17 protein-coding genes and 1 pseudogene are annotated in these 21,785 nt (G+C 61.4%); 3 read left to right on the forward strand and 15 right to left on the reverse strand.

What is annotated here, in order from left to right; genetic code table 11:
• The first annotated feature begins 69 nt into the window (after positions 1–69).
• On the forward strand, positions 70–564 hold the full coding sequence (locus tag RAB70_RS02740; protein WP_148828880.1) for a gluconokinase: 495 nt from the start codon (positions 70–72) through the stop codon (positions 562–564).
• A 239-nt stretch (positions 565–803) separates the two neighbouring features.
• Here RAB70_RS02740 and RAB70_RS02745 read toward each other — a convergent pair whose 3' ends face one another.
• The 8 genes from RAB70_RS02745 to RAB70_RS02780 form a co-directional block, all read right to left on the reverse strand.
• Entirely contained in the window at positions 804–1,418 is a 615-nt protein-coding gene (locus tag RAB70_RS02745) for a DNA-3-methyladenine glycosylase (protein ID WP_148828852.1), read from the reverse strand.
• A 374-nt stretch (positions 1,419–1,792) separates the two neighbouring features.
• Positions 1,793–3,940 carry a S46 family peptidase gene (locus tag RAB70_RS02750; protein ID WP_148828853.1) on the reverse strand — a complete coding sequence of 716 codons (2,148 nt, stop codon included), beginning with the start codon at positions 3,938–3,940 and terminating at the stop codon, positions 1,793–1,795.
• A 568-nt stretch (positions 3,941–4,508) separates the two neighbouring features.
• The gene (locus tag RAB70_RS02755) at positions 4,509–5,408 is read right to left on the reverse strand and encodes an RHS repeat-associated core domain-containing protein (protein WP_148828854.1); all 900 of its coding nucleotides are present in this window, start codon (positions 5,406–5,408) and stop codon (positions 4,509–4,511) included.
• Between the two features lie 143 nt (positions 5,409–5,551).
• Entirely contained in the window at positions 5,552–5,791 is a 240-nt protein-coding gene (locus RAB70_RS02760) for a hypothetical protein (RefSeq protein WP_148828855.1), read from the reverse strand.
• A gap of 137 nt (positions 5,792–5,928) precedes the next feature.
• Positions 5,929–6,246, reverse strand: a complete 318-nt coding sequence (locus tag RAB70_RS02765) for a hypothetical protein (protein ID WP_148828856.1) — start codon at positions 6,244–6,246, stop codon at positions 5,929–5,931.
• 546 nt (positions 6,247–6,792) lie between these two features.
• Positions 6,793–11,004: an RHS repeat domain-containing protein gene (locus RAB70_RS02770; protein WP_148828857.1), complete on the reverse strand. Its 4,212-nt coding sequence runs from the start codon at positions 11,002–11,004 to the stop codon at positions 6,793–6,795.
• 102 nt (positions 11,005–11,106) lie between these two features.
• Entirely contained in the window at positions 11,107–14,946 is a 3,840-nt protein-coding gene (locus RAB70_RS02775; RefSeq protein WP_148828858.1) for a translocation/assembly module TamB domain-containing protein, read from the reverse strand.
• Positions 14,943–16,724 carry an autotransporter assembly complex family protein gene (locus RAB70_RS02780; protein WP_148828859.1) on the reverse strand — a complete coding sequence of 594 codons (1,782 nt, stop codon included), beginning with the start codon at positions 16,722–16,724 and terminating at the stop codon, positions 14,943–14,945. Before RAB70_RS02780 ends, RAB70_RS02775 begins: the two co-directional genes overlap by 4 nt.
• Positions 16,725–16,938: 214 nt before the next feature.
• Between RAB70_RS02780 and RAB70_RS02785 the strand changes: the two genes are divergently transcribed.
• Together RAB70_RS02785 and RAB70_RS02790 are read left to right on the forward strand one after the other, a co-directional pair.
• On the forward strand, positions 16,939–17,475 hold the full coding sequence (locus RAB70_RS02785; protein ID WP_148828860.1) for a GNAT family N-acetyltransferase: 537 nt from the start codon (positions 16,939–16,941) through the stop codon (positions 17,473–17,475).
• A gap of 2 nt (positions 17,476–17,477) precedes the next feature.
• A complete protein-coding gene (locus RAB70_RS02790) occupies positions 17,478–18,020 on the forward strand; it encodes a DinB family protein (protein ID WP_017908590.1) in 543 nt (180 codons plus the stop codon).
• Positions 18,021–18,184: 164 nt separating this feature from the next.
• Here the strand turns inward: RAB70_RS02790 and RAB70_RS02795 are convergent, their stop codons facing one another.
• The 7 genes and pseudogenes from RAB70_RS02795 to RAB70_RS02825 all read right to left on the reverse strand — a co-directional run.
• Positions 18,185–18,835 carry a YceH family protein gene (locus tag RAB70_RS02795; RefSeq protein WP_148828861.1) on the reverse strand — a complete coding sequence of 217 codons (651 nt, stop codon included), beginning with the start codon at positions 18,833–18,835 and terminating at the stop codon, positions 18,185–18,187.
• A 19-nt stretch (positions 18,836–18,854) separates the two neighbouring features.
• Positions 18,855–19,241: a hypothetical protein gene (locus RAB70_RS02800; protein WP_192578937.1), complete on the reverse strand. Its 387-nt coding sequence runs from the start codon at positions 19,239–19,241 to the stop codon at positions 18,855–18,857.
• Positions 19,242–19,362: 121 nt separating this feature from the next.
• Positions 19,363–19,644, reverse strand: coding sequence for a colicin immunity domain-containing protein (locus RAB70_RS02805; protein ID WP_148828862.1), 282 nt, complete (start codon positions 19,642–19,644; stop codon positions 19,363–19,365).
• A gap of 117 nt (positions 19,645–19,761) precedes the next feature.
• Positions 19,762–20,016, reverse strand: coding sequence for a hypothetical protein (locus RAB70_RS02810; protein ID WP_148828863.1), 255 nt, complete (start codon positions 20,014–20,016; stop codon positions 19,762–19,764).
• Between the two features lie 223 nt (positions 20,017–20,239).
• Positions 20,240–20,515 carry a YrhB domain-containing protein gene (locus RAB70_RS02815; RefSeq protein ID WP_148828864.1) on the reverse strand — a complete coding sequence of 92 codons (276 nt, stop codon included), beginning with the start codon at positions 20,513–20,515 and terminating at the stop codon, positions 20,240–20,242.
• On the reverse strand, positions 20,512–20,883 hold the full coding sequence (locus RAB70_RS02820) for a toxin glutamine deamidase domain-containing protein (protein ID WP_148828865.1): 372 nt from the start codon (positions 20,881–20,883) through the stop codon (positions 20,512–20,514). Before RAB70_RS02820 ends, RAB70_RS02815 begins: the two co-directional genes overlap by 4 nt.
• Positions 20,811–21,755, reverse strand: a pseudogene (locus tag RAB70_RS02825) (hemagglutinin repeat-containing protein); the annotation flags it as partial. The gene RAB70_RS02820 and the pseudogene RAB70_RS02825, both read right to left, overlap by 73 nt.
• Positions 21,756–21,785: the final 30 nt, after the last annotated feature.

Genomic DNA, 21,785 nt, shown 5'->3' on the forward strand with positions numbered 1-21,785 from the left:
CCCACGGGACCGCAGCACGTGACTCACATCCCCTCATCCCCGCCGCCACGCGCCGAAGCCATCGTCGTGATGGGCGTGTCCGGTAGCGGCAAGACCAGTGTCGCCCAGGCACTGGCGGCCCACTACGGACTCACCTTCCTGGACGCCGACGACTTCCACAGCGCCGCCGCCAAGGCGCAGATGGCGCACGGCATCCCGCTCAGCGACGCGCAGCGCGCGCCCTGGGTCGCGGCCCTGGCGCAGCGCCTGCGCGCATCGGTCGATGCCGGGCAGAGCGTCGTGCTGGCCTTCTCCGGCCTGCGCAAGGCGCACCGGCAGCAGCTACGGGACACCGGCGTGCCGATGCGCTTCGTGTTCCTGCACGCGGCCGCGCATGTCATCGCCGAACGCCTGGCCGCGCGCCACGGCCACTTCATGCCACCAGCCCTGCTGCAAAGCCAGCTCGACACGCTGGAACTGCCACTGGACGAGGCCGACGTGATCTCGGTGGACGTGGACGCACCGTTCGCCACGGTCGTGGCCGATGCCATCGCGCAACTGGATGCGAGCGCCGCGATCGCCTAGCTGTGCCTTGTCGGCATGCCCTCAGCCATGCGCCCGTTTGTGGCGTTGGTGACGCAGGTTGCCCAGCGTAGGAACGGCGTCAGCCGCGACGAACGAAGCGAAGGTCCCTGAGGAAATGCGTTCGTCTCGGGGCCAAAGCGCCTTCCGTCACCACCGCATTGCGGCCTTTCACTCGTGACGGCGGACAAGGCATCGACCCTCTTGCAGCGTGTAGTGCGACGATGCCTACAAGCGCCACGCTACCCGCGGCGCTTCGCCCGACTCACCACAAAGCGCGACACGTTCGGCTCGTCGGGCACATGCCAGCGCCACGGCGCGTCCATCGCCTTGCTGATGCCGATCCGTGCGGTGACGACTGGCGCGGCAGGCGGCGGCGTCCCGTCCTGCCCTAGCCACAGGCGCGACTGCCGCGTGGTCAGGTCCAGCCCGTTATCCGCACCCGTAACACCCAGCGCCTTGGCCAGGCGCCCCGGCCCACGGGTGAGATCGGCGGCGCGCGCGGCACCGCGTGCCGACTGCATCGCCTCGATCCCGGCCACAGGCGCCAAGGCGCGGATCAGCACCGCATGCCCCGGCGCGCCACCGCATACCGCATTGAGCGCCCAATGCATGCCGTAGATGAAGTACACGTACAGATGTCCGGGCGGGCCGAACATCACCCGCGTGCGCGGCGTCATGCCGCGGAACGAATGCGCCGCCGGATCCTCTGCACCGCAGTAGGCCTCCACCTCGACGATGCGACCGCAACGACCGTCCGCAGCGATGAGCAGCTTGTTCAACAGCTCCGGCGCCACCACGCGGGCATCGCGCGCATAGAACGCACGCGGCAAGGGCTTGGCGACAAGCAACTCCATGCGGTCAGTCTAAGCCCTGCAGCGAGGTCGCGTCGTGAGCCACCACCGGTGCATCCGCATCTCCACGGTCTCAATCGAACACGCCATCTCGCCGACCGTACCGCATGCTGCAGCTTGTGGGAGGGACTTCAGTCCCGACGCATGGAGTCTCCAGGACCAGGATCATTGTCCTGGTCCCCCGATCGCGGCAGCGCATCACGGTGAACGGCGGCGGTCCTGTATCGAGGCATCAGCGCGGGTACAAAGCATGTTCGTCGCTGTAACGGCGACCAGGCCATGCCGCAGCCGCATCAGGGCACAGGGCACATCACATGCCCTACCCTATTCTGCTCGAAGCAACGCCAAACGACGCCCGCCTCTCCAACCTGCCCCACTCACTCCTGCGGAACGTTCAACTCCTTCAGCAATTGCGGCGCCGGATACACCTTGGCCATCAACCAGCGCAGATAGCGCATGTCCACATGGATCGCGCGCTTGTAGCGCGGGTCGTACCACCAGCTGGCGCTGACCGCTTCCCAGTTACTGTCGAAGTTCAGCCCGATCAATTCGCCGCGCGCATTGAGCACCGGCGAGCCGGAGTTGCCACCGGTGGTGTCCAGGTTGGTCAGGAAGTTCACCGGCTGCGTCTTCGACTGCGGATCGGCGGTGCTGCCGAAATCGCCCTTGGCGATCGCCGCCAGCAGCGGCTTGGGCGCATCGAACGGTTCCTTGCCGGTGTTCTTCTCGACGATGCCGGCCACCGTGGTGAGCGGCGCAAAGCTGACCGCATCGCGCGGCGCCAGCGGCTCCACACGACCATAGCTGATCCGCAGCGTGCTGTTGGCGTCCGGATAGACCGCACGGCCCTGCTGCTTTCGCCAGGCGAACAGCGTACGCATGTAGGCCGGGCGCAACCGCAACTGCTCGCCCTCGCGCGCCTTGCGCTCGTCGTCCAGCCGCAGCTGCGCCGGCACCAGCGTGGCGGCCAGCGCCAGCAACGGATCGGCCGCGGGTGCCTTGCCCTCGCGCGCAGCGGCGAAGCGCGACAGGCGCTCGGCCTCGGTGCCCAGCACCGTGCCGGCATAGGCCTTGTCCAGCGCCGCCTGCAATTGCGCCGGGGTCCGCCCGAACGCCGCATCGAACTCCGGCACCCGCTGCGCATCCGGCAACTGCTGGTAGCGCGTCAGCAGCGTGGTCAGCAGCGCCTTCTCCACGGTCGGCGAATAGCGCCGCTGCACCTGCTTGAGCATGCCCTCGATCAGCGCCAGGTCGCGCTGCTGGTAGCCGCTCTCGCGCCGATCGTCCGGCTTGGCCGCTTCCAGCCGCAGCCGTTCCAGGGTCAGCGCCGAACGCAGCGCCTGGGTCTGCGTGGCGATCAACCCCAGCAGCAGATCGCGCTCGCGCAGCGCCGAGGCCTGGCCGAGCAGCTTCTGCAGCGCCGCGATGTCGCGCGCGTCGGTGCCATGCGTGGCCGCGAGCATGCCGCGCTCGTCCTCCGCGCGCAGCCGCACCGCATCGCTGCGCTGCAGCCCTTCCAGTTCACCGGCCGCCCGCTTGCGGTTGTTCTTCAGCGACTGCAGCTGCGACGCGTAGCGCGTGCGCGCTTCCGCGTCGGCCTTGCCCGATGCTTCGATCACCCCGATCAACTGGTCCAGCACCGCCACCCGCTGCGGCAGCGTCGCCTCCACCTGCTCGGCGAACTCGGCCGCCGTGCGATGGCGGTAGGTGATGCCCGGGTAACCGGCCAGCATCGCGAAGTCGCCGGCCTTCGGCCCATCGGTGGCGATCTGCAGATGCGCCGGCGGCTGGTAGGGCACGTTGTCGGCGCTATAGTCCGCCGGCTTGCCGTCCTTGCCCACGTAGGCGCGCAGCAAGGTGAAATCGCCGCTGTGCCGCGGCCACATGAAGTTGTCGATCTCGTCGCCGTAGTTGCCGATCGCCCGCGGCGGCGCGTAGACCAGGCGCACGTCGCGCAGTTCCAGCTGGCGGATCCGGTAGAAATCGGTGCCGTAATACATGTTGGCCACGCTGCAGCGCACCCCGGCCTCGCGCTCGCAGTCGGCGACGATGCGCTTGCTCGCCGCATCCACCGCATCGTAGTAGGCGCGCCCGGTCTTGCCCTTGGCCGGCCCCAGCACCTGATCGGTGACCTTGTCGAAGCCCACCGTCACCAGCACCCGGAAATCCGGATTGGCCGCGCGCTCGTCGGCGCGGTCCCGCGCGATGAACCCGTTCTCGATCAGGTTCTCCTTTGCCGAGGTGTTGTACTGGATCACCCCATAGGCAACATGGTGATTGGTCAACAGCAACCCATCCCCGGACACGAACGCCCCGGTCCCACCCCCGACCTTCACCACCGCACTCAACGGCGGCTGGGTCACCTCCGCCAGCGTCTGCGGATCACCCTGGAAGCCCGCCTCGTGCAGCGGCTTGGCCAACTCCGGCATCTGCGATGGCATCCACATGCCTTCGTCGGCGTGGGCGGTGGCGATGAGGGCGAGGCTTAGGGCGAGAGAGGCGGCAAGGGATTTGGGCACGGGCATGCGGAAGTCGAAGCAAAGAACGTAACCACGACCTTAGCCGGCCGATGCGGTGGCAGCAACCAAGACGCCGATCCAGTCGTCGATGAATGTGATCTTTACCAAGAAATATCCAGAATGCTCCCAACAAAAACGAGCGCACGGTCAGCTCACTTTTTACGACCCTATATACAGATGCCTGCTATTGAATAAGTGAACCTGACGGCGTTACCCCGCAAGAAAAGTGCACTCTGACCCCTGTTCTCGCTGTGGAGCGAGTGGGGCAAGACCTTAGCTTGGAGGTGCTGAGTGAGGCAACAGATGTAAGAGATCTGCTGATTCGCAGCATCCTCTTTTCAAAATTTCTCCAAGGGAGCAAAAATCAAACCTTAGATCTCATCCTCACTATCCTCAGTACTGCCCTGGTCGCGACGAATAGCATAACAGCAGGTATTATAAAGTTTATAATTGAGTATGGCAGGTTATTATAAATTCTGTGAGCAAGGACATAGATAGAATAAAATAATAGAAGAACCCATGCAACTGCGGCAGTTATGTTTTTGATCCATTGCAACTTAGTCATGGCACCCTTCTAATTATCGGAATCAGGATTTTTTTCAAAAATTGGCTTCATAACATCGGCTATATCCCTAACTGTCCCTTCAGGATTAGCAAAGGCTTTCGCACCTCCATGGAAGGTTATAACTGTATTAAGTATTTTCCCTGCCTTGGCTCCCTGTTCGCCGCCAAACATCCCACCAGCTTGCTCTAGAGTAGTAGGCCGCTCTTTACCGTCGAGCGCACTCAAAACGCTCCTCAAACCATCAAGAGTCTGCACTGCGTCCTTTAGAATACTAGCACCGGCAGCAACATCCAAGATAGGGCCATCCAACGGATTCGCCGCACTAACCAAACCACCTACCGCGTGATCGACCATTGCGCTCGATCCATACACCAAATCAACCCCTCCAAACGCCGCAGCCACGAGTCTCTCGCCATCACTCATGGTTGCTGGAGTATTTTTCGAATCAATGCCCGTGATTAGAACGTCCAGATCACGCTGATCTTCAGTTTCCGATCGCCTTCCATCCGGATCGGTGAACTTAAATGGATTGCTATTTGCATACCAATATCGATTGAAATTCTGACCGGGAGTTTTCGAGGCCAAGTCGGGATCTGAGCTCAAAAACCTTCCTAGGGAGGGATCATAGTATCGCTGTTGCATGTAAGCTAATCCAGTCGATGCGTCCATGATGTGCCCAGTGTAGCCTGGCCCATCCGTGGTCGGACGATTCAAGAGACTTCCATACGGCTCATACTCACTACGCTCGACAATGTTCCGATCTTTGTCGGTCACCAGCACAACAGACCCCAACCCATCCGTATGGATATAGCGGACCGTCTGCGCCGAGGCGCCAAAGGCAACGAACAATGAAAGGGCGGTTGCAGCCAACAGGCGCAGTGCCACACGAATCCCCTGGAAATTTGACATCACTCGTCCTTGCGAGTTGGAACCATAGATACGCGATGTAGAGTCGACTTTTCTCACGGGTGTCGAATCGACAACGCTTCCCCTAGCAACATTACGGTGCAACGTCCCAGCGAAATCTCGATTCAGACTCCGCCAGAGCAGGCTTACTTCAAGTAGATCTCGACGATGTCGCAGCCATTGGTCTGCACATCGATCTTGCGCTTGTTCACCAATGCCGTCATCAAGACCGCCAGCAGCGCCTTACCGCCGGGTTGGTCTTCTTGAAAATGCAGGACGTGGTTTCCGGATGTGGCCTTGCATTCCGCTGGCGTATCTGACAGCCAGACAAAATGGTCGGCATGGGCCTGATAGGTACCCACCTGCACGACGTCGACGTTTTGCATCGATTCGTTCGCTGACGCTGACCCGCCCAGACTGACAAACAGCAACAACGCAACCCAAGTAGTTCTCATGACTCTTTCTTCTATTTCGTTAATGGACGTGCTTTCCAAATCCTTGGCTGGCTTGCGCCTTACCCAATTCAATCGACCATATAGATGAACTTTCCGGCACATGATGTATCGTTGTCGTCCATGATAAAGGTTACGCGTTTCCCACTAACGAATGCCGACATCAACATCGCATAGATTGCCTTGTTGTTCTCCTGATCCTTTGCCCAATAAACCGGCTTTCCGGCGGGGCAAGTTGGGTTCCCCTCACTAAGAAGGAACGGAATCTGTGTGGGCATGTAGGTCGCCTCGATCTGCGTCACCTTGCCTGTAATCATCTGCAGAGCATTGGCTGAATCACTTTGAAAGATCCAGAGTAGTGCGAGTCCCCAAGCTAGGATATAACGCATAAAGTAGCTCCCGAACAATAACTTCTGTTGTTTTATAAATTTGCGTTTTCGATGCAGCTCGCTTTGAGCCACTAGATCAGGCAAACCGGCGATGCCAACGTCTACTACAACCGCGCCGGCTGCAGACCCGATCAGATATCACTTTATCAACCTTATTGAGAGCACTTTTGTGCTATTCCCGAATGGGCATGAGCCAGAGTCAACTACGAACTCCACATTCGCGTTGGTGGTATACGCCGCCAGCACTATCGCGGTTAGCTCCTTATATGACGGATGATTCTTGTCTATCGCGAAATTATTGAGCGGCCCTGGACATCCAGAGGGGCCGTCGTTGGAGGTGTGGAGCGCAAGCCCTTCTCCATACCAGCCATTTTCGACATAGATGATTTTCCCCGCAGCTATCGCCTGTACGGCTCCTTGTGCCTGCTGGCAAAAGGTCAGCGCCAAGAATGCCAGAAGAGTTCCATGCACCTGTAGTTTCACAAGATTTCTCGCATTCAATCAGTTTCGGTCACAATGGCTGGCACATCGCAGTTCAGATGCACCTTAGCTATTCAACAGCAGCTGATACAGCAACGGCACGATATCCACCGCAGGCCGCTGGTCATGCGTCACGTTCGAGGCCGCGGTACAGTTGCCGTCCGCCGTGCATGCAGTCACCCGGTACGAATAGGTCCCTGCCGGCCTGGCCAACGAGGTCCAGTTGCCCTGGCTGCCGTCGTACACGGAGGTCCAGGTGACGCCGTCCACGCTCTCTTCCACCACATAGCGGGTCGCGCCGGAGACCGGGTTCCAGTTGACATAGTCCTTGACCGAAAGCATCTGCCCCAACGGCCAGTCTGCTTCGGCAACCAAGCTGCCGCCCAGCAGGATGTAGTCGGTGGACTTGGACTGGCGCTGGTTCTTCTGGAAGCGCAACGCCCCTGACTGATCGTATAGCGAGCCGATATTGCCGGCGCTCTGCAGCGCCAGCGTGCGGCGGCCGTTGCCGTCGTAGCGGTAGGTCTCTTTGCCGGTCGCCTGGCGCAGGCGGTTGCCGTAGTCGAACACGAAAGCCTGGCCGTTCTTGTTGCTGAGGTTGCCCTGCGGGTCGTAGCTCATGCCGATGACCGTGCTACCGCCGCAACCGCCGGTCTTGACGTTGGTAAGCTGCCAGTTGGCGTCGTAGCAGTAATAGTGGTCGCGACCCGGCGCAACGACATGGGTCAGGTTGTCGAGGACGTCGTAGCTGTAGGTGGCAGTGCCGAACATCGGCGACTCGGCCTTGATCAGCCGGTCCATGCCGTCGTAGGTCATCGTGCGGTTGCCGCGCTGGTTGCGGCCGGTGGCGCCGTCGCTGATACCTGCAACATTGCCATTGGCGTCGTAGTCGTAGCCATCGCTGAGGAACGCCGTGCCGCCGTAGGCATCCTGGCTGGTATCCGGCAACTGACGCGCGTTCTGCGTCATGGTGTGGACGATGCCGTTGCCGTAGGTGAACTGCTTGATCGCGCCATTCGGGTAGTAGCTCACGCCGGTGGCATAGCTGCCCGCCTGGGTCGGTTGACCCAGGGCATTGGGCGCGTAGTCCACCGTCTGTCCCGACGGATAGCGATGCGCGGCGAGGTGGCCGTTGGCATCGTAGGCGTAGCCCAGCGCCCAGGTCTCGCCATCGGCCTGGCCCTGGCTCTCCGCGATCAACAGGCGGCGCTTGTTGTAGGCGTAGCTGTTGTAGGTGGCGACGCCGTTGTTGGTGGTGGTGATCTGCTTGACCGCCCCATCCGGCCAGTAGCTCCAGGCCAGGTTGCCGTTGCCGTCCGGGAAGCTCAGCGCCTTGATCCGGTTGCGCACGTCGTAGCTGCGATCGACCCGGCGGCCGGAGGCGAAGGCGGAATCCGCATCGCACGATGTAGTGCTGGGCAGCGACAGGCCCGCCGCACTCCACACCAAATTGCCGGCAGCGTCGTAGCCGTTGGCGGTGGCACCGGTTTCCGGTTCCACCGTCTTGCACAGCTGCTGGTAGGTGTCGTAGACGTAGCTGCGAGTCACCGACACGGTGCCGTTGGCGTCGTGGCGGCGGATGGACAGCGGCTTGCCGAAGATGTCGCGGTTGATCTCGGTGGTGGCGCCTTCCGGGTGCTGTATCCAGACCGGTGCGTCGTAGCCTGGGCGATCGAAGACCTGATAGCCGGATAGCGTCTGGTTGCCCCGCGGATCCGTGACGCGCGTTTGGTTGCCCGGCAAGTATTCTGTCAGCGTCGTCAGTTTTGTCGACGTTGACAACTCACTGTCCTGGGAAACGGAGGTCTTGCGGCCCAATGCGTCATAAATATTCCAGGCACCCCTATTAATAGAGTAATTACTATCAACATAAGAGGAAAAGATGAGATGGCCAGCATAGTCATAGGCAAATCGTTGAAAGCGCTGCGTCTCGCCCTCATTGCCGACATCATACTGCCGGGTAAGTATTGGCTGCCATAGGGCATCGAAGTAGGTTAATTTACGCGCATTTCCTGTTGCCTCAATTTGCCTCCAATGCACGCCTAGCAAGCCATATTCATTGGTATTAACTTGCTCAAATGTCCGCGTCGTGGCACTCCAGGCGACACTATCGTTTGCAGGATAAATGATTCCGGTCATCCGCCCCATCCTGTCATAACTATAAGTGGTGGCGTACCCGTTGGCATCCGTAATAGCGGTAATCAACCCATAATCGTTAACATTAGCGGAGACCACAGAACCGTCTGCGAAACGCATCGAACGCGGCATACCACGCTTCCAATCGTTAAACTCAGTAACTCTATTATTCCCGTCGGCTACGGTTGCTACTGTGCCATCAGGATGGTACGTCAAAGTTTGCTGCAGCTTACCGAAATCGTATATTTTTCCTGGCAATAAACTATTTGAGTCGTATTCGACTCTCGATTCCACTAGTCCAGTATTTGAATTTTTCCGCTGACTAACTTGGCCCAACACCCACTTCGAAGTGTTATCGTAATAATCAATAGCATCACTACTGCTGTACCAAGGATTAGAGCGGGTAACCGAGATAGCTCGGGCAAATTTGTCAAAGTTTTTTACGCTATACTCATAGGCTGTGCCTTCTTGAAATATGACTTTACTGGATATTGGAAATAGCGAGCTGACCTGCGCATTATTAACACCCTCACTTAAAGGATCACCTACCACGCTAGGCCAAGGCCCAGTGGTTGGCGTAGCATAAGTGTAGCTCTCCGTGCGCATCAGGGTGGAACCCACGGAACCAGAATATTTTTCCGACTTCAGTAGTTGGCTTTCCGTAAAGTCGAAGCGATTACTAAAGGTATATCGTGTAACTGCGCCATTCGGCTCTTCCACATCAGTCCATACGGTAGCTGCGCAACCTGCATCACAATCTTTATTCCAGCTATTGTTAGGGGCTGAGTAACTATAATTCCAAGTACGCTCACTGATTCCGGCACCGGATATCCGCTCTGATAGCACATTAAAAACAACATATAGACTTGGAATTCTAACGGTCCTACCACTAGAACTACTTATGTCGCAAAAAAAAGGCACATACGACCGCCCCCTAACTCGACTTGCTATATTAAAAACTCCTTGTAATCCTGATGGATGACCAATCTTAATATTAACGCCGCCAGAACCCTCACGAACTGAACTAATGCAGTTATGGTAATCAACTACCGATAAACTCTTTCCAACAACAAAGTTTGTATAAAGCTCAGAAAAATCCATTTTCCAAGAACTGCCGTCTGGCAGAGTAACAACATTCAGCAAACCATTGGAACCCGAAACATTGCTATATGAATAACTCCAGGTTCTAGGTTCTGCATCAGACGCGGCTAGCGTCACAGAGGTGACCCTTTCTTCTGGATCGGAGTTAGATTTATACTGCCACTTCTCATAACTCAACGATAGCGATCTGCCATCACTGGACGTAATCTTAATTAGATTTCCGGACGCATTATATTCATAAGAAAGGCTATTTCCAAAGCGATCTTCAACTCGCGACACCATCATTATCGCCAGACGCCGCCCCACAACAATGCCGTCCGTTTCACCAAATACCATGTCTAGACAGTCACGGTAAATAAGCCAGTCCATCCAGTACTTAGTTCCTTCTGGGGAGACCACCAAGAATCCCTGTCCCTCCTCACCATTTGAAGTTTTTTGTAGGCAGGCAACATTCCAGTGTTTTTTTGTGACGATAGGAAAGTCCGTTTTTTCGCCATTAGAGCCGATCATTTGAGGAGAGAGATCGTTAGATGGATCACGCTTTAGTAAATCCTGGTCATCCATGCCAGGAATTAATAATTTGTAGCCCCCCCACCAATACGGAAGAAAGCTTGTTGGCGGTCTTCCATTTACTGGATAATCAGGACTATTTGGTTTGTTAAATTGGCTGCATCGCTCTCCAGTAAATGTTGCAGGATTTTTGGATGCAATTGTCTGGATGCTTGGCACTTCAAGCCGCCAGTCACCGAACGCATGCCAACCTGTCTCCTGTTGAGTCTCGATCGCAAAAGAACGCACCAACTGGATAGGCAGCCCAACTCCGGCCTGCTCAACGTCTATGTGCTGGAATTTAATCGTTCCGTTATATAGGCTGATATTTTCGCCAAATAGATTGCCACTAAGTGGCTGCACTTTCTGCGCCGTCTTAATCCGCTTATCAAACTCGTCCTCCGGCGTAACCGCCAGAGCGTTCTGCAGACCAGATACGAACAGACACACGAATAGGACGACGATACGCCATCCCTGCCGCTGAGTGAACATTGATTGCCCCTGTAGACGTGCCAACGCGACGCTGGCAGCACTGTCAATTACACAGTACCGCCGGAATTTGTCAAGGCAGTTTCATCGTCTCAGGGCCGCGCACTACTTCTCCTTCCGCCAATTCACCGACCCACGGTTCTCCACCGTGCTCGATTCCACCTCGGCGTCGAAGCCGCGGCCCAGCAGATATTTCAGCGTCAGGACCGAGCCGCTGCCGATCAACGACACGCCGTAGCTGACGTAGAGTTTCGGCGAGAGGTATTTGCCGAAGCCCACCACCGAGCCGCCGAGGGTGCGCGACTGGCTGACGCCGGCGTCGTCGAAGCCGAGCTTGGCGCCGAGTTGCGAGGCGAGCAGGCCGCTGCCGGCCGACAGGGCGCTGGCCGCGGCAGTGACCTGGTCGGCCTCGGCGCTGCTGGTGTTGCTGAGGCTGCGGCCCAGCACCAGGTAGGACATCGCCTCCGATTGCGACATCGACGGGTCCGACCACACGTCCGCATGCGGGGCGGTGGCGCGGCCGGTGACGTCGATGCCGGCGGTGACGTCGCCGACCTGGCGCTGCGCGCGGATGTTGATGCGCGGGTCGGAGACGATGTTGTTGCTCCAGGTGAGCTGGCCGCGGGTGATGGTCAGATCCTGCCCGTACGCCTTGTACTTACCGCTGACGTCCAGCCCGCCGGTGGCGGTGGTTTCGCGGCCCGGCCGCGAGCGCACCTGCATGGCACCGGTCAGTGCGCCCTTGAGGCCGAAGCCGGCCATCTTGACCTGGTCGCCCAACGTCACGCGCAGGTCCATCTCCAGTGGCGAGGTCGGCGTGGCCTCGGGGTCGGCCGGGTCCAGCACCACCACGTCCTCGGACAGCGAGGTGCCGCGATCCAGCCGCTCCAGGTCGATGTCGGCCGAGGGCACGGTGACCTGGCCGCTCAGCATCATGGTCTTGTTGGCGATGCCGAACTGCAGGTCGGGGTTGGCCACCGCGCGCAGTTCGGCGGTGTTGGACACCAGCACGTTGGTGCCGCGGATGTTCAACTGTAGCGGCGTGCGGTCGCCGTACCAGGACAGGCCGCCATCGACATTCAGCGTGCCTTCGCCGGACTTCACCGAGGCGACGATGCGCGCCGAGCCGTCCGGCTGCGCGTCGAAGCGGCCCTTGCCTTCGCTCAGGGTCAGGCCCAGCGCCGGCAGTTCGCCGGTGAAGTTGCTGAGCGTGGCGTCGCCGCCCATCGCCGGCTGCGAGCGGGTGCCGCGCAGGCTGACGTGGCCTTCGATCAGGCCCTTGGGCCGGACCAGATCCGGCGAGAACAGCTCCAGCCAGTACAGCCGCGCCATGTTCATGTAGATCTCGCCGGTCAGCGGCGCGTACGCGTCCCAGCCGGTGTCGACGGTGGCGTCGACGAAGCCGTCGCCCTGGAAGCCGATGCCGAGCTTGGAATGGATGTGCTGGGCGCTGAAATCGGTGACGAAACTGAACTGGTCGTAGCGCAGCAGTTCGCCGCGGGCGTTGTCGCCCAGGCGCAGGCCGCCTTCGCGCGAGGCCAGGCGCAGCGAACCCTGCCAGGCGTTGCCCGCCGGCTTGAAGCTGCCGTCGATGGACAGGTCGCCGCGCAGGTACATCTTGCGGCCGCTGTTGGGCGGCAGCCACGGCTGCACCAGCGCCAGCGGCAAGGCATCGCCACGCAGGGTCAGGCCCTGCTTCGGCCAGTCGGCGGACACGCACAGTGCGCCGCCGCTGCCCGGAGCCAGGCAGCTCTCGGACAGGCTGAAGGCGCTGCCGGCGACGCTGAAATTGGCCGGCTGCCGCAGCTGCCACGGTTCGCCCTTGGCCGGGGCGATACGCAGCGTGTTCAAAGCGCCCTGCCAGCGCGCGCCATCGCGGCGCACCTGCCCGGCCAGGGCCAATGCGCCCATGTCGTTCTCGGTCTTGGCATCGAGTTGCAGATTCTCGACCGCGCCGCGCGCATCCACGCTCAGCGTCTGCAGCAGCACGCCGGCATTGATCGCACTGCCGCGCAGGGCCAGTTCGCCGCCATTGCCGCGCCAGGGCAGGCGACCGCGCAGGCTGAGGCTGTCGGCACTGTAGCTGTCCCACTTCAGGCCGTTGCCGGTGAGGTCGGCGGTGAGATCGGGCGCGTCGCGGCGGCCCTTGACCTGCACGCTGCCGCGCAGGCTGCCGGCGCCGCCAGGCAGCAAGTCGGCCAGTTGCAGCGGTTGCAGTTGCGCGTCCACGTCGAGCTGGTCGCCGACCTTGCCCTGCGCCTGCAGGCGGCTGTCGCCCAGGCTCAGTTGCAGCTTTCCCTCGCCCTGGCTGCCCTGCAGGGCGAGCTTGGCGTTGGCGTCGAGCGGGCGGCTGCGCAGGCGTCCGTTCAAGCGCGGGATGTCGAGCGTGGCCTGATAGCCGGCGGCGCTGCCGTCCGGTCGCGCCGGCAACTGCTTGCCCTGCGAGGCGAAGGTGCCCGACAGCTTGCCGTCCCAGCCCGGTGCGAAATAGCCCGGGTCGAACCCGGCCAGCGTGCCTTGCACGTCCCAGTTCAACTCCGGCACCCAGGCCACGTTGCCGCCCAGGTCGAGGGTGCCGCTGGGCATGGTCGCGCGCACCTGCTTCAGCTGCGCCTGGCGATCGTCGCCGCGCACGTCCAGTTGCAGGTTGGCGCTGTCCTTGCCGCGGGCAACGGTGGCCTCGCCGTAGGTGGCCCATTGCTTCAGCGTGCCGGCCACGCCCAGGTTGGCCTCGACCAGCTTGATCGGCACCGCCGGCGCGTCCGGGGTGGACGGATCCGGCGCGGTGGCGAAGCTCATGCCGCTGGCGTTGACCGCAAAGCGCAGCTGCGCATTGTCCGGGTCGCGCAGATCGGCGGTGCCGCGCAGGCGCAGTTGCCCGTCGAAGGCGCGCAGCTGCAGCGGCGCGACGGTGAGCACCTGGTTGTCCAGGCTCAGGTGCGAGGGATCAAGAACAATTTTCTGCCCGTCGCGCGACAGTTCGCCCTGCAGATCGGCGTTACCGCCCTTGCCCTTGGCGCGCAGGTCGAAGGCCAGCGGCACGGACGCCGGCGCATCGTCGGCCGGCGGCACCAGCAGCGACGGATCCAGTGCCTTGCTGCTGGCGGCGAATTCCCACACCGGATCGGTGCGGCCGGTGAACACCAGGGTGGCGCGCAGCGGCGCCGGTGCGTTGCCGGCGATGGCCACTTCCATCTTGTCCAGGTCGCCGCGCGCGACCAGGCCCAGGCGCGCCGGGGTGCGCCCGCGCGCGGCCGGCAGCACCGCGCTGGCGGTGAGGTCGGCCTTGTAGTCCTGGCCCGGCAGGTAATCGCCATTGACGCGGAAATCGCCGCGGTCGCTGTTCACCACCACCTGGGTGGCGTGGAACTCGCCGTTGGCCACTTCCACGCCGCCGCGCAGCGTGCGGATGTCGATCATCGGCTGCTGCGCCTGGGTGATGCGCAGGCCATCGATGGCGATGCGGTCGGCCTGCAGCGCCAGCGGCACCTCGATCTGCGGCAGCGACTGCGGCCAACGCGGCAGTTCGAACGGTTCGTCGCTCTTGGCCAGGTTGAGCGTGGCGTTGGTCAGCTCCAGCGCATCCAGTTGCAGCTTGCGCCCGAGCAGCGGGCGGATGTCCGGCTCCAGATAGGCGCGCTCGGCGGTGAAGTGGATCTCGTTGTAGCGGAAGTCCAGGTTGTGCAGGGTCAGCGGACCGGCCAGCGGCCCTTCGGCGCGTTCCCAGGTGAGCGTCGAACCGGCCGGCAGCCGCGCCACCACCTGCGCCAGCAGCACGTCGCGCCCGGCCACGGTCTGCAGTAGCCAGTACAGCGCGATCGCCGCCAGCAGCACCAGGCCGGCAATGGTCAGCGCCGAGCCCCACCAGAAGCGCTTGCGCCGATAGAAGCGCGGGCGCCGCGGCGGCGGTGCGGTGGGCGACGTCGGCTCGATCGGCGCGCTCACAGGTTGGCTCCGATGTTGAGATAGAGCTGGAACTGCGAGTCGGGATCGTTCAAGCCATGGGCGATGTCCACCCGCACCGGGCCGACCGGCGAGCGCCAGCGCAGGCCGAAGCCGACGCCGGTGTGCCAGTCCGGCGTGTCGTCGAAGGCGCTGCCGCTGTCGACGAACACCGCACCACCCCACGGGCCGCCCTTGAAGTAATGCTCGTACTCGGCGCTACCGGTGAGAATGTGCTTGGCGCCGAGCGCGAAACGGTCCGGCCGCGGCGTGCGCGGGCCGACTTCTCGGAACGCATAGCCGCGGATGCTGTTGTCGCCGCCGGCGAAGAACCGCAGGCTTGGCGGCATCGCCACCAGCGCGTCGGTCCAGGTACTGCCGGCTTCGCCGCGCAGGATCAGGCGGTCGTTGTCGCCGATGCCGTGGAACCAGTTCACCCGCATGTGCGCCTGCACGAAGCTGGCATCCGAGCCCACACCCTCGGCGCCGCCGCGCAGGCTGATGTTGCCGCTGAAGCCCTTGCGCGGGAACACCTTGTCGTCGACACCGACGTAGTCGGCCTCGATCTGCGGATAGAACAGCGTCGAGGTCTGGTACAGCGCGCCGTCGAAGACCTCGTCGGTGGCGTAGCGCCAGCGTTCGCGCAGCGCGTTGATCGAGGCGATGGCGGTCCAGTGCTCGTTGATCTGGCCGCTGCGACTGCCGGTGAGCTTGACGTTGCGCAGGTCGATGTAGTCGGTCTGCTCGTCGTAGACGCGCAGCGAGGTGGTGTACCAGCCGTCGAGCCAGCGGAACGCCGGGATCCGGTAGCTGGTGATGAAACTCTTGCGCTTCTGCGCGTAGTCCAGCTGCGTGCTGAGCTTGTGCCCGCGCGCGTTGACGTAGCGGCGGTCCACGCCCAGGCGCACGCCGGCGCCGCTCTCGCTGCCGTAGCTGAGGCCGGCGGTGTAGATGCTGCGCTTGGCGCGGGTGAGGTTGACGTCCACCGGCACGTCGCCGTTGGCGTCGGCCTCTTCCGGCTTGGGCTGGATGTCGATGACGCTGAAGTAGTCGAGTTTGACCAGCGACTCGCGCAGGCGGTCGAGCTTGCCCTCGTGGTAGTAGCTGCCTTCCTTCCAGTACACCAGCGGATCGAACAGCTTCTGGTTGAAGTAGTCCTGGTGGAAGCGGATCGGACCCATGTTGTAGCGGCGGCCGCTGTCCCAGCTCAGGTCGATGTCGGCGGCGTGGTCGGCGCGGGTCACCTCGACCTTGCGCTGGGTGAAGTCGGCATCGAAGTAGCCGCGCTCGGCCAGGCGCCGGGTGATGGTGACCTTGCTGGTCTCGTAGACGCTGCTGACGAAGATGTCGCCCTTGCGCGGCCGGAAGTTCTTCAGGTCCTCGCCCAGGTAGCGGTCGTCCTCTGCCGGGCCGGTGATGCCCACCTGGAAATTGCGCACCCGCACCGGCTCGCCCTTGTCCACGTGCACCACCACGGTCAGCTTGTCGTCCTGGCGTGGCGCGTCGACGGTGATCTTGGGAGTGAAGTAGCCGAACGGCTCCAGCGCCTGCCGGGTCTGCCGTTCGGCCTGGCTCAGCAGGTACTCCAGGCGCGACTCGCCCTGGTCCTTGCCGATGGCGTCGTACAGCGACAGCGAGACCTGGATGTTCTCGATCATCGCCGCGTCCTCGTCCTTGTTCAGGCCCTGGATCTGCACCTTTTCGATGACGCCACGGGCCTCGGCGAGGCCGGCCAGGGAGAGCAGGGACAGGAAGGTGGCGAGACGGGGGATGGGTCGCATGGGCGTCAGAATACCGGCACCCCATGTGAAGCTGTTAACTAGACGTTTGTTACATGCGACCGGGATGTCGGGTGTAAGGCATTTGCGCAGGGGCATTCGTGCTTTCCGGACGCACGGCATTCGGAGCGTCTACGCCGGGAACCGCGCTGCGCCTGCGCCTTGCCAAGCCGTGGCGACGGCGCCACGCTGGCGCCCCGACCCGCAGGAACGCCGCATGTCCACCGTGATCGCCACCGCGCGCCTCGTACTGCGCCGACTGGACCCCGCGCGCGACGCCGCGCCGATGCTGGCCCTGCTCAACGACCCCGGCTTCCTGGCGCACATCGGCGACCGCGGCGTGCGCGACGAAACGCAGGCCAGCCGCTATCTCGCCGATGGCTCGGTGCGCAGCTACGCCGAGCACGGCTTCGGCCTGTATGCGGTGGAGCGTCGCGACGACGGCGCCTGGCTTGGTGTGGCGGGGCTGGTGCTGCGACCGACCCTGCCCGCCCCTGATCTGGGCTATGCCCTGCTGCAACCCTATGCGGGCCAGGGCTACGCCAGAGAGGCGGCGTGCGCGGTGCTGGATTACGCGCGCACCGTGCTCGCGCTGCCGCGCGTCTACGCCATCGTGGCTCCGGGCAATGCGCGCTCGCTGCGGCTGCTCGCCGCGCTGGGCTTCGTCGCCCAGGGGCGGGTGCGCCTGAGTCCGGAGGCAACCGAGGTCGAACTGTATCATTGCGAGCTGGATGCACCCGAGGAGCACGCCTGAGCATGGACACCTTGCACACACTGCGGCTGTTCGCCAACTACAGCCAATGGATGAACCAGCGTCTCTACGCCGCGGCCGCGACCCTGCCGGACGCCGCGATCACCGAGCCGCGCGGCGCCTTCTTCGGGTCGCTGCTGGGCACGCTCAACCACTTGGTGGTGGCCGATACGATCTGGCTGCAGCGCTTCGCCCAGCATCCGGCACGGCACCCGGCGCTGCAGGCCATCGCCGCCACGCCGGTCCCCACCGCCCTGGATGCGCCGCAGGCCGACTGCCTGGCGGACCTGCGGACGCAACGCGAGTCCCTGGATGCGACGATCGCCGAGTGGATGTCGCAACTGCATGCCGACGACCTCGACGTGGCGCTGCGCTATCGCAACACCCGAGGCGAATCGCACGGCCGGCGCTTCGGCGACCTGCTGCTGCACTTCTTCAACCACCAGACCCACCATCGTGGCCAGGCCACCACCCTGCTGAGCCAGGCGGGTGCCGATGTCGGTGTCACCGACATGCTGGCGGTGATTCCGCAGGTGGAGATGGGGTGATCCTGCGATCCCGGGGCGCTGCGCTTGGTGCGTGCCTTGATGTTTAGGGCACCTGTAGTAACGCGCCTTGCCGCGGTTTTTTTTGGGGGGGTCTGCCGCCGCTCCTACAAGTGAGCGTTCTTTGGTTAACCAGAGGCTTCGTTTAGAAGCCCATCCACGCAGCGTCACTCGTGCGCGAGCTGCGCCTGCAACTGCGCCACGATCTCGCGCAGCTCCGCCACCTGGGCCTCCAACGCCTGCACCCGCCCTTCCAACTCATCGTTGCCCGAGGCGGTCGGCCGCGCCTTGAACGTGGCCGCCAGCGCCTCCGCATCCACCGGACCAGCGAGCAAGTGCATGTAACGGTCCTCGCGCTGCCCGCTGGCACGCGGCAACTGCACCGCCAACTGACGCTGCGCCAGCCGTTCCAACTGATGGCGGACATCGTCCGCATCGGCGAAGCGCGCCATGCGCTCGGCGCGCGTCAGCAACTCATTGACCGTCTGCGGGCCGCGCAACAGCAGCAGGCCGAGCAAGGCCACCTGTTGCTGGGTCAGATCCAGCGCCGACGCCAACCGATGCTCATAGCGCTCGGCGCGCGAAGAGAACTGCTGCCGCACCAACCCGCGCCCCTCCAGTTGCCGCAGCGCATGCTGGACATCGCCCGGACTCAACGACATCACCGGCTCGCGCGAGGTCTTCTGATTGGCCGCCACCACCGTCGCATTGACCGTGAGCGGATACGCATCCGGCGTGGTCGCCTCTTTCTCGATCAGGCAGCCGAGGGCGCGGGCTTCGATGGCGGAGAGAACGGGAACGGCGGCGGTGTCGGTCATGGTATTGGCTTCTTACTGGTCAGGGGCGAAGCATACTGCTTGAGAGTTTCGGCTCTGCGGGCTGCTGCCGTACCGATCTTGGTGCCGTGTCATTGAAATGCTTGCGCGTCTGCAGGTTGGTGCTGCTGTCGACCATGGTCAGGGTGCTGCTGTTGAGGTCGTTGCCGGCGACCACGGCCAGGCCGTTGCCGGCGTCGAGCTTGGCGGCGGTCAGGTTGACGTCGTGGCCGGCGGTGAGTGCCTGCTGGTCGAGGTCCTGGGTGGTCGTGGCGGTGACGACCCTGGTCTTGCCCTGACGGCTCTGGTCGGTGACGGTGCGGCTGCCGTACAGCACCGAGGTCACGTCAAGGTCGTAGCCGGCCACGGCGATCAAGTCGCCGTCCGCCTGTGGCGATGCTGTGCGCACCGTGGCCTTGTCGTTGGCGTCGGTGACCGGGGTCAGCGACAGGACGTGGCCGGCCTGTAAAGACTATTGTGTTGTCGACGGTTAGGCTGATGCCTGCACCATCAGGCAGTATTAAAAATGGTCAGACATTGGCTTTTTCAAACCTATTTATTTCATCGCATACTTTGCTAAGTAACCCCGCCTCATCCAATTCGAAATATTGCCTTGCGTCGGCATCTTCACTATACATATCAGCGAAACAAAAAATACTAGACAAACACTCACTTAACGAAGCCGCATCTTCCCGTAAAACTCCTCTGTCGCGCTCTATTTTCCAAATCTCCATATAAGCCTCAGAAAAAACGCGCGCATCCATTCGACCTAGCGCAAAAGATTTTGCGACATCAAAAAGAAGAGTACTCATCTAAGAATGACCTGATTTTTCAAAAATTTGCCTCCAAATGGAGCTTTTGCACCGGCATATAGCCATAATTCAACCGTGCCTGATTCATCAGGAAAATAAGTTTCGCGATATTCATGGCTAATCTATCAGCCCAAGATTTTCAGGCAAGCTCAATATAAAAGATGAAAACTCCTCATCGTAATTACTCGCTATTTCGTTAAAAATTTCACAAACACTTTCTTTCTGACTCTCTGAGAGACCCTGTAGTTCAGATGCAATTTGCTCCATCATTTTAATTGCAGCGTCACGATCTATAACACTTGAACCCGAAAACTCAAAAAACAAACAAGCGTCTATAACTATTTTTGCCAAGATAGTGCTCATCTCATTCATGACTTGAACACCTTTACTTTTGTGTTTTTAATTTCAATCTGCGGCACCTGGCCGGTACCTGGATCGATCTGCTGGTACCGGCCGGGCACGCTGCCGGCGGTCAGTACCGCCTGTACGCCGCTCTGAACATGAGATGCAGATGCCGCGCTTCAAACCACATGTTGCGCTTGCAAATTGAAACCGCCCGCCCCACCAGATACTTTTGCACCGACTATTTATCTTGCTACTTGCCTCTCTTCCTCAAAGAGTATTCTTCAACATATTCCTTTGGCGGAAATGCCGTACCAAAAACTTGCAATTCGCCGGTGTCCTTATCAATCAAAATAGGACCATTTCCAACGAGATGGAAAGAGAAATCACCCGTTTCAACATATTCTTTAGAATCGAAGCAAAACAACCACCCTTCAGGAAACTCTTCAGAGTGAGTTATCACCAACTGCGCTGAGGACTTACTCAGGTGACCAACGACCACCTTCAAAGCCTCCTCAAAATCTATCATTGATTTGTCCTCAAAAATTTAAACGACTTGAATTTATCAAGGTCAGCCGCCTTCCCTGTTTGCCCATCCAAAAATCTAATGGCCCCATTTTGGTTTACAACATTAAACACATGCCCAGGCTGACCAGGACCATATGAGCCGTATACAATTCCACGCGCACCAGCGCCTATGTCAATCATCTTCTGATAGATACTTTCAGCAGATGGGACCGACACAAATTTTGTGCCGAACTGCTTTTCCAATACTGTGATTGAGACACCATCTGTTGAATTTATCGGAAGCGCTGAAGCTGGTGCAGGTCGTGGCCGGCCGCGATCTGCACGGTGTCGCCACTGAGCGTGGTTGCCACGGCGGTGCTGTCGTGCCACTCGTCATGTGTCGTCGTGGTCTTGCTGGACAGGAAGCCGGTTTTCTTCTTCTGCATGTCCTGCACGGCGTCGTGCTGCTCCTGCTCGGTGAGCAGGTTGACGTCGTTGCCGGCGGACACCGCCAGCGCGCCCTTGTCGGTGAACAGGTTGGCCGCGGTCAGGTTCACGTCGTGGCCGGACTGCAGGGCGATGTCGCCGCCAGCGGTGAACTCGCTGCCGTGGACGGTCTCGTCGCGGGTGCTGGTGGTCTGCTTGAAGCGCTTGCGCGTCTCCAGGATGGTGCTGCTGTCGACCGTGGTCAGCGTGGTGCTGTTGAGGTCGTTGCCGGCGACCACGGCCAGGCCGTTGCCGGCGTCGAGCTTGGCGGCGGTCAGGTTGACGTCGTGGCCGGCGCTGAGCACCAGGTTGCCACCGGCGGTGAGTGCTTGCTGGTCGATGTCCTGGGTGGTCGTGGTGATGACGACCTTGGTCTTGCCCTGGCGGGTCTGGTCGGTGACGGTGCGGCTATCGCGCAGCACCGACGTGACATTGAGATCGTGCCCGGCCGCGGCGATCAGGTTGCCGTCAACGCTGACCTGCGCCTGGCGGATGGTGAGATCGTTGCCGGCGGCCAATTGCAGGCTGCCGCCGGTGGCGATGCTGGTGCGCACCGTGGCCTTGTCGTTGGCGTCGGTGACCGGGGTCAGCGACAGGTCGTGGCCTGCCTGCAGGGACAGGTTGTTGCCGACGGTCAGGCTGGTGCCATCGCCGCCGCGGGTCAGGCCGAACTCGTTGCGCAGGGCGGTCGGTTGCAGCGTAGGGTTGTTGCCCGCCAGCAGTGCGGCGCTGTTGCCGGCCTGCAAGGTGGTGCAGGTGAAAATGAGGTTAAGGCCGCGACGTTGAGCACTGTGTCGCGGGCGACG

This window comes from Xanthomonas sontii, assembly GCF_040529055.1.
Lineage (GTDB): Bacteria > Pseudomonadota > Gammaproteobacteria > Xanthomonadales > Xanthomonadaceae > Xanthomonas_A > Xanthomonas_A sontii.